Origin of the sequence: Dermacoccus abyssi, assembly GCF_003515945.1 — a bacterium.
Lineage (GTDB): Bacteria > Actinomycetota > Actinomycetes > Actinomycetales > Dermatophilaceae > Dermacoccus > Dermacoccus abyssi.
Genome location: NZ_QWLM01000018.1, coordinates 13244 through 27560, shown reverse-complemented (window position 1 = coordinate 27560; position 14317 = coordinate 13244). Strand labels below are relative to the sequence as shown.

The following is a 14317-nucleotide window of genomic DNA, read 5'->3' as shown; positions in this document are numbered from 1 at the left end:
GCCGCCGCCTCTCTTCGTGTCGGCCACGGTTTCTCGTTCAGGGGAGCACCCTTGGGAGGGGACCAATCTCACCCGATGGGCGGTAAGTTCGACTCATGGCAACCAACGACTCTGCAGTGCCCGCGGGCGGCTCCCGCTACCTTGTCGCCTGGGGTGGCGACAAGCGCTCCCAGGACGCCCTCAAGCTGGGCTCCGTGCTGGCGCGCACCTTCGACGCCACGCTCGACATCGTCTACGTCGTGCACCACCCCACGCACACGGCGACGCTGGCCATCGGCGATACGAGCTTCGAGAAGGGGGTGGAGAAGGAGGCTCGCGGCTGGCTGAAGAAGGCCGCGAAGTCGGTGGACAAGGATCTGAACGTCGAGACGCACGTCGCGCACGACACCTCGGTCACGCAGGGCATCCTGCGCACGGCCGAACAACTTGGCTCGGCCATGATCGTCATCGGTGCAGGTTCGGGCCCCGGCCAGCCCGTCGCCGCCAACCCGATCGTCGGCGGTCTGCTCCACGCGAGCCCCGTCCCGGTCGCGATGGCGCCGCGCAACTACCGCAAGAAGAAGTTCGACACCCTCTCGTCGCTGTCGGCGGCCATCGGCCCGCGCCCGGGCGCGCAGGAGATCGTGCTCGAGGCAGCCGAGGGTGTTGCCCGCGTCGGCCTGCCGCTCGTTCTCATCTCGCTCGTCTCGCTCAAGCACGCCGTCAAGAAGATGGACTGGGACGAGCGCACCGCCCTCATGGTCGGCTCCTCGCGCCTGGCGCGCGGGCGCACGACGTTCCTCGGCACGTCGGCCACGCGCATGCTCGCCGCTCTGCCGGTGCCGATGATCATCGTTCCCCGCAGCGACGCCCGCTGAGGCTGACGCCTGGTTGACCGCGAAAAATGGAGGTTGTGCACGATACTTCGTGCACAACCTCCACTTTCTGCATCAGTCAGGTTTGAGGCCACCGCTCATTCGGCGGGCGCGCCACAGCAGGAGGGCCGCGCCGACGGCCGTGGCCGAGCAGATCGCCCAGACGGCGAGGTAGCCGCCCAGTGGCGCGTGGTCGCCCACGTCCTCCGTCTGCCCGGCCGAGGCCAGGCACAGGGCGAAGATGCTGGACGCGATCGCGCCGCCCACCGTCTTCGCCATGTTCGTCAGCCCCGTCATCTGGCCCGTGTGCGACGCCGGTGCCGCACCGGCGGCGGCCACCGGGAGCGCCGCCACGAGGGCGCCGCTTCCGATTCCGGCGATCATCATGTTGACGAGCAGGCCGAAGACCGAACCGTGACTGACGACGTTGAGCCCGTACCCGAGCGCCACGAAGCACGCGGCCACCGCCAACGCGCCGAACTCGCCGAGCCGCTTCGCGAGCGCGGGCGCCGTCACGGCACCGAGCCCCATGGACAGCACGTAGCCGCCGATGAGCATCGAGACCCCACCCGCGCTGGCGCCGAGGCCGGAGCCCGTGACGTCCGGGTCGGTGCGGGCGAACGTCGACAGCGGGATCTGGGCGCCGAGCACGCTGAATCCGAACAGGCCGGTGGCCAGCTGCACCGACAACTGACGGCGCTCACGCAGGAGGCGTACGTCGATGACGGGGTCGGGGTGGCGCATCTCGTGGCGCCCGAACGGCACGACAAGGCCGGCTCCGACGACGAGGGCCAACCACGGCCACGGGCTTCCCGGCCCGACGAAGCGCACGAGCATCAGCCCGGCCATGACGGCGAGCAACAACCCGCACAGCAGCGCGGCACCCGGCAGGTCGAGGCGGTGCGAGCCCGTCGGGGGCGTCTCGGGCACCCCGAACCAGATGACGACGAAGCACGCCGTGATCGCGAATGCCGGGATGGCGAGCAGACCCGTCATGCCGAACACCGGTTGGAGGGCGCCTGACGTCAGCGCTCCCGCGATGACGCCGACCTCGAGCGCGAGGACGAGCACGGCAGCAGCCGTCCGGGTGCGCGAGCTATCGCCCTTCGTGCGCCGGTGAACGAGCGCGATCTCGAGCGGCAGCCACACGACGTACGGCCCCATGAGCGCCCAGGCGATGAGGAAGAGCCAGAAGTTCGGCGCGAAGGCGACGCCCCATGCGGCGCACGCCGTGATCGCACTGGAGAGCATAAGCACGCGTTTGTGCCCGACCATGTCGCCGAGGCGCGCCAACACCGGCACCGTGACCGCGGAGACGAGCAACTGCGCCGCCTCGAACCAGTTGACGTCGGCGTCGTGGATGCCCAGATGCCGCGCGATATCGGTGTAGAGCGGCGTGAAGTAGCCCTGGATGACGCCGGACGTCAGTTCCACCACGACGAGGAAGCCGACGACGGCGGCGATCTTCGGAACGACGTCGCCGCCCGATCGCGTGCTCTGCTCCACGGAAATCAGGCCTCCTCGACGAGACGCTCGTACCAGCGCACGCCCTCGAGCCACGAGGCCCGCGTGATGCGCTCGTCGACGTTGTGCAGACTCTCGCGCTGCGCTTTCGACATATGGAACGGGGTGAAGCGATAGACGTGCGGCCACACGGCGTGGAAGTGACGGGCGTCCGTGGCCTGGTTCATGACGTAGGGAGCGACGTGTGCGTCGGCCAGCACCTCGCGTGTCACGCGGCGCAGCGTCTCGAACGCCGGGTGATCGACGGGTGCCACCTGCGTCGGGCCGCTGCCGCCGATGAGCTCCACCTGCGCGTGGGGCGCGACGGCCCGCTCGACGGCGCGCACCGCTTCGTCGAGGCTCTCGCCGACGCCGATGCGCATGTTGACGCCGGCTGTCGCGGTGGTCGCGATGACGTTCTGGGCCTTGGAGCCTTCGAGCATCGTGACGGCACGCGTCGTGCGGACGATGGCGGCGGTTTCGGGGCCGAGGCGCGTGAGAACCCGGGCGAAGAGGCCGCTCGCCGACCCGATCCGGCCCAGGACGAGGGAGAGCGGGCGGGCCGCCACCTCGGCGACCGCATCGAACATCGCGACGGCGGTCGGCGTCAGCCGCGCGGGGGCGGGGTTGGCGTCGAGTGCCGAGATGGCGCGGGCCAGTTTCGCCGTGGCGCCGCCCCTCTTCGGGGTCGAGGCGTGCCCGCCGTCGCCGTGTGCGACGAGCCGGAGATCGGCCGTGCCCTTCTCGGCGACGCCGATCATCGCGACGGGCTTCGTCACGCCGGGGAAGACCTCGGAAGCCACGGCGCCGCCCTCGTCGAGCACGACGAACGGCGTGACGCCGCGCGCCTGCAACGCCTCGACGGCGGCCGCGGCGTGATGACCCATGACTTCCTCGTCGGCGCCGAAGGAGAGCCATACGTCGCGACGGGGCGTGACCCCGCGGCCGAGCAACCGCTCGATCGCCACGCAGATGGCGACGAGGGAACCCTTGTCGTCGAGTGTTCCTCGGCCCCAGAGGAACTCCCCGTCGTCATGGGCGTCGAAGGGCGGGTGGGTCCACGTGTCGCTCGGTTCGATCGGGACGACGTCCTGGTGAGCCATGAGGACGAGCGGATCGGCGTCGGTGGTTCCGCCGACGCGCAGGAGCAGAGCGTCGCCCGGCACCTCGACCGACTCCGCTGCAGCGAACAGCAAGGAGAACGACGAGCGCAGCGTCTCGTGAAACGCGCTGAACACCGCGGCGTCGTAGGCGCTCCCGGCGACGGTCGGGTGGCGCAACGCGGCACGGAAAGCGGCGACCGCGTCGTCGTCCGTCATCGCCTGGGCAGGGTCGTGGTTCGACATGGGCTCACGCTACGACCGAGGCCCGGCGCCCCGTGCCGAAACCGCCCCACCCCATGACGATGTTGAGCGGTGAGCGCGGCATCGGTGTCGCGCTCATCGCTCAACATCGTGAGGGGGTCGTGGCTCAGTGCTCGTCGGTGGCCTTCGAGTCCGTGAGGGAGCGGGCGCCCAGGGCCACGAAGCCGGCGACGACGACGGCCATGATGGCGAAGCTGACCTGCTCGGCGTGGATGAAGTTGTCGACGAGCGCCTGCGGCCACTGGCCACCGGGAAGGTTGATGACGACGATGATGGCCATGACGGTGCCGATGATGGCGACGCCGACCGAGTTACCGAGCTCCTGCACGGTGTCGTTGAGCGCGGCACCGAAGGACGTCTGGTCCTCGGGCAGGTCGCCCATGAGGGCGAGGGCGGCGCTGCTCATGGTGCAGCGGACGCCGACGACGAGGATCATCGTGGCTGCCGCGATGGCGATGAAGTTCTGCGCGACGGCGAACGTCATGAGGACGAGGCCGAGCACCGCCATCGAGCCGCCGAAGACCGACGTCTTGCGCTGACCGATCGTCGCGATGAGCTTGTCGGCCAGGGGCGACGCGGCGAGCATCGCGAAGACGAACGGCAGGTTGGCGAAACCGGCCTCGACCGGGCTCCAGCCCCAGGCGAACTGGAACTGCTGCGAGGTGCCGTACATCGTGCCGACCATGGCGAGCATGACGACGGTCTGGATGAGGGCGCTGCCGCGGACGGTGGGGCGAGCGAGCAGGTTGAGGTCGACCATCGGGTTGGCGGCGCTGCGCTCACGACGGTAGAAGCCGATGCCGGCCGCTATGGCGACGGCGAAGCAGGTGAGCGTCGTCGTCGAGGCCCAGCCGTTCTGGACGCCGCTGGTGAAGGAGTAGAGGCCGACGGCGAGCGTCGTGATGGAGAAGAAGGCGCCGACGGTGTCGAGGCTGCCGGCGCGAAGTTCGCTCTTCTCGTCGGCCGGGATGCCCCAGGCAACACCGAGCACGGCGATGAGGGCGACGGGCGCGTTGAGCAGGAGCAGGACGTGCCAGCTCATGTGCTCGACGGCGAGGCCCGAGAGCACCGGGCCGATGGCGAAGCCGATCATCGCGACGGTGACGATGAGTCCGATCGCCTTGCCGCGCAGCTTGACGTCGTCGAAGAGGCGGAAGGTGAGTGACATCGTGGCGGGGGCCATGAAGGCCGCCGCCATGCCGAGCAGGGCGCGGATGGCGACGAGCTGCCACGCCGCGTCGATGAAGAGGACGCCGAGGCTGACGGCGCCGAAGGCGCTGAGTCCGAGCAGGAGGCTGCGGCGGCGACCGAACATGTCGCCGAGCGTTCCGCCAGGCGCACCCGTGGACGGCGGCGCATTTCATGCACGACATGGAGCTGCAGGAGAACTCACTCGTGTTCTGGGAGGGCATCGGCCAACACCTGCTACGCCTCGACCTCACGGATCGCCAGCGCTTCCAGGCCGTCTCGGCCGTCGTCAACTACGTCGTCGGCATGGGCGCGCAGATGGCGATCGAGCAGGCGCCCGAACCCGAACCGGGCGAGAACCCCGACGAGATGCGCGAGCGCTATCTCGGCGAGTGGGCCGACACGTGGATGCAGCGCGACCCCGAGGTGTTCCCCTTCGCGCGCTCGATGGCGCCGATCTTCCGCGACCACGACGACTTCGAGCAGTTCGTTGCCGGCCTCGACCTCATCCTCGCGGGGTTGGAGCGTCAGGCGGGGCTCGCCTGACGGCAAGCGCCCCGGGAAGTTGCCTGGGAAACGCGGGACCAGTGCCCCGGCGGCCGCTCAGGATCGGAGGATGGCGGCGGCCACCTCGTCGGGCGCCTCGTAGGTGAGCATGTGCCCCTTGCCCTCGAGGAACTGAGCGTCGGCGTCCGGCAGTGCCTCGGCGAGCGCCTTGGCGTGACGCGGCGGGGTGAGCATGTCGCGCGTGCCGACGAGAATCGTCACCGGGGTGTCCTTGAGTGACTCAAGGGCCGCGAGTTCGTCGTGGGCCATGAGGGCCTTGTAGTAACTGCCCGTCGTCGACAGGCGGGTGCCGCGCATCTGGGCGCGCGCGGCGATGACGTCCTCCTTGCGGGCGTCCTGGCCGAACGCGATGCGCTGCGAACGCGTCGTCGCGAAAACACCCGGGCGCCACGGGATGTGGCTCAGGGCCCGCATGGCGAGGGCTTCGCCGGGGATGCGCAGACCGCGCAGCTGCCCGGCCGAGGTCGCCACGAGGACGACGGACGTGACCCGCTCACGCACGACGTCGGGGTGCATGCCCGCGAACGCCATGATCGTCATGCCGCCCATCGAGTGGCCCGCCAGGATGATCGGTGAGCCCTCCGGAACGGCCTTCTCGATGACGAGGGCGAGGTCGTCCCCGAGCACGTGCACACTCGCCTCGCCGCCGCGTCGTGCGCCACCGGCCACGCTGGAGCCGCCGTGTCCACGCTGATCCCACGCCACGATGCGACGTCTGCCCTCGGCGGCGAGCCGCTCGGCGACGGGCTCCCAGGAGCGGTGATCCAGCGTCCACCCGTGCGACATGACGATCGTCGTCGCGTCCGGGGCGAGACCGGCCGGTTCGTGGACGAAGACGGCAAGTCGGGCGCCGTCGGGCGCAGTCACTTCGCGGGTGTTCCAGTCGATGCGGGCCATGAACACACCCAAACACACGCTTCCGCCGTCAGGTGGTCGGAACCGGGAAGGCTCCGGCGAGCGTCTCAATCGGGAAACGCCAATGCGCACAAATGGGGCGCTCGCGCGCCCCCGATGGATAGGTTGACCGCATGACCGCACAGTTGCCCTCCCGCCGCATCGCGCTCGCCGGAGCTTTCGCCACGCTGGCCCTCGCCGGGTGCTCGTCGACGAAGAAGTCCGACACGTCGGACGACAGCGACGCCAGCACGCGCCTCAAGGCCGCGCAGGACGTCATGGCGAAGACGGCGGGTTACCACGTCAAGCTCACCTCCTGGGGGACGCCGGACCAGGAGTCGTCCCTGAAGTCCGGTGAGGGTGACGTCGTCAACTCGCCGCAGTCGTTCAAGGGCACGGTCACCGCGAACACCGGCGGCAGCGACGTCAAGGCCGAGGTCATCAGCATCGAGAAGGAGAGCTGGGTCAAGCCCGGCTTCTCGTCGACGTACATCGCCGTCAACCTCGACGACATGGGTGTGCCGCTGCCGTCGTCGCTGTTCAACGCCTCGAAGGGCCTCCCGGCACTGCCGGTGCTGAGCAAGGACATGAAGAAGACGGGCGAGAAGCTCGTCGGCGGCGAGAAGGTGACCCTGTTCAAGGGCACGGTCGACGGACCCACCGCCACGAAGGCCATGGGTTTCGGGCGCACGCGTAAGGACTACACGGTCGAGGTCGGTCTCAACGACAAGAACGAGATGCGTTCGATGTCGATCAACGGTTCGTTCTTCGACTCGTCCGACGCCACGTACAACCTCGAGATGTCGAAGTTCGGGCAGAAGGCGACGATCTCCAAGCCCGCATGAGCACGGATGCCACCGTGACGCCCGCCGTGAGCGAGCCGACGCCTCGATCGAAGGCGCTGCTCGCCACGGCAGCGCTCGCCGTCCTGTTGACGGCTGCCGACACCTACGTCGTCGTCCTCGCGCTCGAGGAGATGATGTCGGGCGTCGGGCTCGGTATCGACCAGCTGCAGCGTGCCGCGCCGATCGTCTCGGGCTTCCTGCTCGGCTACATCGCGGTGCTTCCCCTCATCGGGCGGCTGTCCGACCTCGTGTCACGCCAGCGCGTGCTCCTGTGGTGCCTCGTGCTCTTCGGCCTCGGCAGCGTCGTGACGGCGCTCGCCGTGGACCTCCCAGTCATCGTCGGAGGCCGTGTCATTCAGGGCATTGGCGGTGGCGGCCTCGTGCCCGCCACGCTCGCCCTGGTGGCCGATCTCCTGCCGCGCGGACGCCGCGGCGTCGCCCTCGGTATGGTCTCGGCCGTGCAGGAGATCGGTGCCGTCATCGGCCCGCTGCTCGGAGCAGCCGTCCTCGCGTTCTGGTCCTGGCGGGCCATCTTCTGGCTCAACGCCGGCGCGGCGGTCGTCCTGGCCGTCGTCATCGCCGTGCTCGGCCGCGGCGCGCCGACCGGTGAACCGCTGCATCTCGGCGCTCGCTCGAGGTGGGTCGCACGCGTCGGTTGGGTCGCCGGGGCTCTCGGCACGGCCGTCGTCGTGTTGGCGCTGTGGGCACCGGAGAGGCTGACGTCCAACGTCACGTACGGCCCGCCGTTCGTGCCGTACGAGGGCTACACGTCCCGCCTCATCACGCCGATCGGGTTCTGGGGTCTCGGCCTGCTCGCCGGCTTCGTCGTGCTCACGGCTCCGGTGTGGTGGCCGCGCCTTCGGGCGGTCGACGTGTTCGGTGCGGCCCTGCTCACCGGCGCGCTGGCGTGTGTCGTGTGGACGTTCGCCACCGCCGACTCCTCGAAGCAGGTCATGAGCGACTCGGGTGTCTGGCTGCTGCCGGTCGCCGGGGTGTTGCTCGTCGGCTACGTCGTGCGGCACCTGACGGCGAAGCAGCCGCTCATCGAGCGCGGCGTGCTCGCCGGACGTGTGCCTGCGGCGCTGCTCGTGTCGTTCCTCGTCGGGACGGCCCTCGTGGCGGTCGTCGTCGAGATCCCGGTACTCGCGCGCCTCACGATGACGAACTCGCAGACGACGGCAGCCTTCGTCCTGCTGCGCTTCCTCGTCGCCGTGCCGATCGGTGCGCTCGTCGGCGGTCTCCTGCTGCGCCGCATCGGCCCGGCGTTCGTCGCGGCTCCCGGGCTCGTGCTCGCGGGCGGGGCCATCCTCGTCATGTCGGGGTGGCGCAGCGGAGCCCTCTCCGATCTCGTCATCTCGACGCTCGTGCTCCTCGTCGCGGGCTTCGGCATCGGTCTCGCCGTCGCCCCCGTCAACGACGCGGCGCTCGCCGACGCCCCGGAGAGCGCACACGGCGTGACGTCCGCGCTCGTCGTCGTCGGCCGCATGATGGGCATGGTCGTCGGACTCGCGCTGCTCACGGCCGTCGGTCTCCACCGCTTCTCGACGGAGATGCAGAAGGTCGACCGGCCCAACGCCCAGACGGTGCGCGACGCCGGCGTCGTCCAGGTGCACACCGTCTTCATCGGCGCCGGCGTCGCGGCACTCGTGGCTGCCGCGATCGCACTGTTCTTCCTCGGCCGCTCGGTCATCGCCGCTCGCGACGTGGCGGATCCGCTGGAGAGCTGATCGATGTCGGCTCAGGTCCGACAACGTGAAGGAGGCAGGCACCCCAGCCAGGTGCCTGCCTCCTTCACGTTCGCTCGGAACTCAGCGCTCGCGCTGCATGAGCCGCGAGACGATGTAGAACGGGAGCGCCGAGCTTGGCGTTGACCGTGGTCATGGATTGCCTCCTGGTCGAGATCGGGGTTCCGGCGCAACCATAACCATGGGTTCTCTATTCCCAACATCTTGTTCGTCGATGTGGACGCAGGATGCGACGAAGCCCCGGCGTCACCGGTGGGGCGACGTCGGGGCTTCCGATGTGAGTGATTGGGCGGCGTCAGTTCTCCGCGCGCCGCAGGATCTGCTGGGCCTGCTTGAACACCGGCCCGTCGACCATCTGACCCTCGTACGTGAAGACGCCGCGCTCGCCCTCGGCGGCTGCGAGGAGGCCCTCGGCCCAGGCGACCTGCTCGTCGGTGGGCGCGTAGGCGTCGCGGATGACGGCGACCTGCTTGGGATGGATCGCGACCTTCGCGTCGAAGCCGATGTTCACCGCGTCGTCGGTCTCCGCGGCGAGGGCGTCGAGATCGCCGATGTCCATGAAGACCGAGTCGAGGGCGAAGCAGCCGTGGGCCTTGGCGGCGAGCAGGACGCTGCCGCGCACCTGCGTCACGATCGGGTGATAGCTGCCCTCGGCGAGGCGGCTACGGCGCCCGCCGAGCCCTGCGGTGAGGTCTTCCGAACCCCACATGAAGCCGACGACGTTCTCGGCCGCTGCGATCTGGGAGGCGTTCACCGCGCCGAGCGGCGACTCGACGAGGGCGATGACCTCGTGCCCGTCGAGCTTGTCGACGTCGGCGCGCGTCTCCGTCTTCGCGAGCATGACGCGCCGGTAAGGCGTCTTCTCGAGCGCGGCGAGGTCGTCGGCGAACTCGTCCGTGGTGGCCGCGTTGACGCGCACGACCGTGCGCTCGACGTCCTGCGGGTCGTCGACGATCGACTGACGCGCGCCCGCCTTGGCGTCCGGGCTCACCGCGTCCTCGAGGTCGAGGATGACGACGTCCGCGGCTGCCGCGGCCTTCGCGTAACGCTCAGGGCGGTCGGCGGGGCAGAAGAGCCAGCCGGGGCCGGGCATCGTCCACGAGGTTGCAGTGTCCATCGGTTCCTCCGGGTCGAAGACGGTGACGGTTGGGGTACGTGGTGACGGTCAGACGTCACCACGTACCCCATCCGTCACCAGGTGCAGATCATGAGGTCGGCTGGTTCAGGAAGCCGGTGCGCACTTCACGAGCGTCTGACGCACCGCCACTGCGACGACGTCGCCGTGCTGGTTGCGCCCGGTGTGACGCAGCGTGACGATGCCCTGGCCTGGGCGCGATTTCGACTCGCGCTTGTCCTCGACGGTCGTCTCCGCGTAGAGCGTGTCACCGGCCTTCATCGGCGCCGGGAACGAGATCTCGCTGAAGCCGAGATTCGCGACGATGGTGCCCATCGTCAGCTGCGCGACGCTGAGGCCGACGAGGGTCGAGAGTGTCCACATCGAGTTGACGAGGCGCTCGCCGAACTCCGTCTCGGCGCCGTAGGCGGCGTCGAGGTGCAGTGCCTGCGTGTTCATCGTCAGCGTCGTGAACAGAGTGTTGTCGGCTTCGGTCGCCGTGCGTCCGGGGCGGTGCAGGTACGTCGTACCCACCTCGTACTCCTCGAACCACAGGCCGCGCTGCTCGACGGTCTTGCCCCGCGTGACGTCGTCCAGCGTCTCGGGGATGGGGGTCATGGGAGTGTCCTCACTCGTGCGTGTGGCGTGTTCAGGAACATTTTCATGGGGACTCTTTGGTCACTCGTTCCGGTCCGGTGCTCGCTGCGCTGCGCTCCGATCCTCACGAGTGATTCAGAGTCATCGTTTTTCTTGGGACTCTTCGGTCACTCGTTCCGGTCCGGTGCTCGCTGCGCTGCGCTCCGATCCTCACGAGTGATTCAGAGTCCCAGTTCCCGGGCGATGAGCATGAGCTGCACCTCGGTGGTGCCCTCGCCGATCTCGAGGATCTTCGAGTCGCGGTAGTGGCGCGAGACCGTGTACTCGTTCATGAAGCCGTAGCCGCCGTGCACCTGCGTGGCGTCGCGGGCGTTGTCCATGGCGGCCTCGGAGGCCACCATCTTCGCGACGGACGCGGCCTTCTTGAACGGCTTGCCGGCCAGCATGAGCGCTGCCGCGTTGTAGTAGGCCGAACGCGCGGCGTGGGCGCGGGCCTCCATGCGGGCGATCTTGAACTGGATGGCCTGATGGGCGCCGATGTTCTGCCCGAACGCCTGACGCTCCTTCGCGTACTTCACCGACTCGTCGACGCAGCCCTGCGCAGCACCGACGGCAAGCGCCGCGATGGCGATGCGGCCCTCGTCGAGGATGCGCAGGAAGTTGGCGTAGCCACGGCCGCGCTCACCGAGAAGGTTGGCCTTGGGCACGCGCACGTCGTCGAAGCTGAGAGGGTGCGTGTCGGAGGCGTTCCAGCCCACCTTGTCGTAGGCCGGTTCTGCGGTGAAGCCCGGCGTGGAGGTCGGGACGATGATCGTCGAGATCTCCTTCTTCGTGCGGCCGTCGCTCGTCTGCGACTCACCCGTGACGGCGGTGACCGTGACGAGCTTCGTGATGTCCGTGCCGGAGTTGGTGATGAACTGCTTCGAGCCGTTGATGACCCACTCGTCGCCGTCCTCGCGGGCCGTCGTCTTCGTGCCCGACGCATCGGAACCGGCACCGGCCTCCGTCAGACCGAAGCCACCGAGGGCCTCACCCGAGGCGAGCTGCGGCAGCCACTCGGTCTTCTGCTCCTCGTTGCCGAAACGGAAGATCGGCATGGCGCCCAGGCCGACGCCGGCCTCGAGCGTGATGGCGACGCTCTGGTCGACCTTCGCGAGCTCCTCGAGGGCGAGGCACAGGGCGAAGTAGTCGCCGTCCATGCCGCCGTACTCCTCGGGGAACGGCAGCCCGAACAGGCCCATCTCGGCCATGCCCTTGACGACCTCGTACGGGAACGTGTGGTTCTTGTCGTGCTCGGCGGAGACGGGTGCGACGACCTTCTGGCTGAAGTCGCGCACCATCTTCTGCAGGTCGGCGTACTCGTCGGTCAGATTGTCGGCCGCGAGGAACGACGTGTTCATGGGTTTCTCCTTCGTTCGGGAGGAAGTCGGTGTGCTGGTATCGGCGCGCGTGACGCGCCGCGGGTGATCGGTCAGGTGGCGACGGGTGGGGTGATGCGGGCGAGCACCTCGTCGACGGCCACCTGGGTGCCGGCGGGGGCGAGGATCTCGACGGTGCCGTCGATGGGCGCGGTGAGCGAGTGCTCCATCTTCATGGCCTCGACGATGACGATCGTCTGGCCCGCGCTCACCTCGTCGCCGTTCTCCACCTGCACCGCGATGACGGCGCCCGGCATCGGGCTCTTGATGTCGCCGCCGGCCGCGGCCGCCGCGTCACCGTGGAGGCTGACGTGCTTGGCCTCCTTGACCGCGAACGTGCCCGCGGGCGAGCCGACCCACACGGTGCGCACACCCTGCTTGTCGGTGACGACCTCGGTGGTGAACGTGCGGTGCAGCCCCACCGTCGTCACGACGAGACGGCCCGAGCCGTCACGGCGCGTGATCGTGGCGCGCGTGGCGTCACTGCTCGCGGCGTCGGCCTGCGGCTGGCTCGCCTGCTGGGGCGGAAGGCCACGGCGCAGCGTGACGTCCTCGCCGCCGTCCTTCGTCGAGGCGAGGGCGACTTCGGTGACGCTCGTGCCCGATTCGGTCTCGGCGTCGGCCACCTCGAAGCGCACCGTCCGTGCGCTGCGGCGTCCGCGGACGCGCCAGCCGTCGATGCCCTGCCACACGGCCTGAGCGCCCGTCGGGGTGGTTTCGGCGTCGGAAGAAGGCGCGAGCAGCGTCGCCGCAGCGGCGACGAGCACGTCGTCGGGGGCCGGGGCTGCCACGTAGTCGCCGACGCGGGCGTCGAGCAGGCCGGTGTCGAGGCGTCCGGCTTGAACGTCGTCGTCGGCGAGGAGGAAGCGGACGAAGTCGATGTTCGTCGTCACGCCGAGCACGTGGGTCTTCGCCAGGCCCTCGTCGAGCGCGGCCAGGGCAGCGGCGCGGTCCTCGCCGAAGCCGATGACCTTGCTCAGCATGGGGTCGTAGTCGGAGCCGACGACGGTGCCACGGGCGATGCCGGAGTCGATGCGCAGGTTCGCGGCCTGCGGTTCCTCGAGCCCGACGACCGTGCCACCGGTGGGCAGGAAGCCGCGAGCCGGGTCCTCGGCGTACACGCGAGCCTCGACCGCGTGGCCGGTGAGCGTGACCTCGTCCTGGGTGAACGGCAGTTCCTCGCCGGCGGCCACACGCACCATGAGCTCGACGAGGTCGAGGCCCGTGACGAGCTCCGTGACGGGGTGTTCGACCTGAAGGCGGGTGTTCATCTCCATGAAGAAGAACTCGTCCGGTGCGTCGGCCGAGACGATGAACTCCACCGTTCCCGCACCGACGTAGGCGACGGATCGCGCTGTGTTGCAGGCTGCTTCGCCGATCCGAGCACGCGTTTCGGCGTCGAGCAGGGCCGAGGGCGCCTCCTCGATGACCTTCTGGTGCCGGCGCTGGAGCGAGCACTCGCGCTCACCGAGGTGGATGACGTTGCCGTGCTTGTCCGCGATGACCTGCACCTCGATGTGTCGCGGGCGCAGGACGAAGCGTTCGAGGAAGAGCGTGTCGTCGCCGAAGCTCGTGGCGGCCTCGCGTCGGGCGCGGGCCACGGCGTCGGCCATGTTCTCGGCGCGCTCGACGACGTGCATGCCCTTACCGCCACCGCCGGCGCTCGGCTTGATGAGCACAGGGAAGCCGACGTCGGACGCTGCGGCGACGAGTTCGTCGTCGGTGAGACCGGGGCGCGCGATGCCCGGCACGACCGGCACGTCGAACGCCATGACGGCGTTCTTCGCGGTGATCTTGTCGCCCATCGTCTCGATCGCGTGCGCGCTCGGGCCGAGGAAGGCGATGCCGTTCTCCTCGCACGCGGCCGCAAAGGCCGTGTTCTCGGAGAGGAAGCCGTAACCGGGGTGGACGCCGTCGGCGCCCGTGAGGCGGCACGCGGCGATGACGCGGTCGATGTCGAGGTACGGGTTCTTGGGCCGGCCGTCGGGGTAGCGCTCGTCGGAGGCTCCCTCGAGCAGTTCGGGGGAGGCGAGGCGGACGGCGTCGTCGGCCTCACGCACGTGCAGTGCACCTGCGTCGGCGTCGGAGTAAACCGCGATCGAGCGGATGCCCATGTGTCGCAGCGTGCGGATGACGCGCACCGCGATCTCGCCGCGGTTGGCGATGAGGACGCTCGTGATGGCGCGCTGCTCGGGCGCCTGGGCCGTGGTCGTCGTGCTCTCGTTCAT

The 14317-nt window shown here is 69.4% G+C and carries 11 protein-coding genes and 1 pseudogene; 4 read left to right on the top strand and 8 right to left on the bottom strand.

The annotated features are described in order from the left end of the window. Positions 1-95: 95 nt before the first annotated feature. Positions 96-857: a universal stress protein gene (locus tag D1832_RS12915; RefSeq protein ID WP_118914593.1), complete on the top strand. Its 762-nt coding sequence runs from the start codon at positions 96-98 to the stop codon at positions 855-857. Between the two features lie 72 nt (positions 858-929). Here the strand turns inward: D1832_RS12915 and D1832_RS12910 are convergent, their stop codons facing one another. The 3 genes and pseudogenes from D1832_RS12910 to D1832_RS12900 all read right to left on the bottom strand — a co-directional run. Beyond that, the gene (locus tag D1832_RS12910) at positions 930-2360 is read right to left on the bottom strand and encodes an MFS transporter (protein ID WP_118914591.1); all 1431 of its coding nucleotides are present in this window, start codon (positions 2358-2360) and stop codon (positions 930-932) included. A 5-nt stretch (positions 2361-2365) separates the two neighbouring features. Next, positions 2366-3703, bottom strand: coding sequence for a M20/M25/M40 family metallo-hydrolase (locus D1832_RS12905; protein WP_241511009.1), 1338 nt, complete (start codon positions 3701-3703; stop codon positions 2366-2368). Positions 3704-3827: 124 nt separating this feature from the next. Next, a pseudogene (locus D1832_RS12900) lies at positions 3828-5048 on the bottom strand (MFS transporter); the annotation flags it as partial. Positions 5049-5083: 35 nt separating this feature from the next. Between D1832_RS12900 and D1832_RS12895 the strand changes: the two are divergent. Continuing rightward, complete coding sequence (locus D1832_RS12895; protein WP_118914587.1) at positions 5084-5455, top strand: TetR/AcrR family transcriptional regulator C-terminal domain-containing protein; 372 nt, start codon at positions 5084-5086, stop codon at positions 5453-5455. A gap of 57 nt (positions 5456-5512) precedes the next feature. Here the strand turns inward: D1832_RS12895 and D1832_RS12890 are convergent, their stop codons facing one another. Next, positions 5513-6373, bottom strand: a complete 861-nt coding sequence (locus D1832_RS12890) for an alpha/beta fold hydrolase (RefSeq protein ID WP_147362707.1) — start codon at positions 6371-6373, stop codon at positions 5513-5515. 131 nt (positions 6374-6504) lie between these two features. On the opposite strand from D1832_RS12890, the gene D1832_RS12885 reads away from it, so the two are divergent. After that, on the top strand, positions 6505-7215 hold the full coding sequence (locus tag D1832_RS12885; RefSeq protein WP_118914583.1) for an LppX_LprAFG lipoprotein: 711 nt from the start codon (positions 6505-6507) through the stop codon (positions 7213-7215). Next, positions 7212-8942: an MFS transporter gene (locus D1832_RS12880; RefSeq protein ID WP_118914581.1), complete on the top strand. Its 1731-nt coding sequence runs from the start codon at positions 7212-7214 to the stop codon at positions 8940-8942. Before D1832_RS12885 ends, D1832_RS12880 begins: the two co-directional genes overlap by 4 nt. Positions 8943-9255: 313 nt before the next feature. Here D1832_RS12880 and D1832_RS12875 read toward each other — a convergent pair whose 3' ends face one another. From D1832_RS12875 to D1832_RS12860, 4 genes are all read right to left on the bottom strand, one after another. Continuing rightward, positions 9256-10077 carry an HpcH/HpaI aldolase/citrate lyase family protein gene (locus tag D1832_RS12875; protein ID WP_118914580.1) on the bottom strand — a complete coding sequence of 274 codons (822 nt, stop codon included), beginning with the start codon at positions 10075-10077 and terminating at the stop codon, positions 9256-9258. 105 nt (positions 10078-10182) lie between these two features. Then, a complete protein-coding gene (locus D1832_RS12870) occupies positions 10183-10692 on the bottom strand; it encodes a MaoC family dehydratase (protein WP_118914578.1) in 510 nt (169 codons plus the stop codon). Between the two features lie 200 nt (positions 10693-10892). Then, complete coding sequence (locus D1832_RS12865; RefSeq protein WP_118914576.1) at positions 10893-12071, bottom strand: acyl-CoA dehydrogenase family protein; 1179 nt, start codon at positions 12069-12071, stop codon at positions 10893-10895. Positions 12072-12142: 71 nt separating this feature from the next. Further along, on the bottom strand, positions 12143-14317 hold the full coding sequence (locus D1832_RS12860) for an ATP-binding protein (RefSeq protein WP_118914574.1): 2175 nt from the start codon (positions 14315-14317) through the stop codon (positions 12143-12145).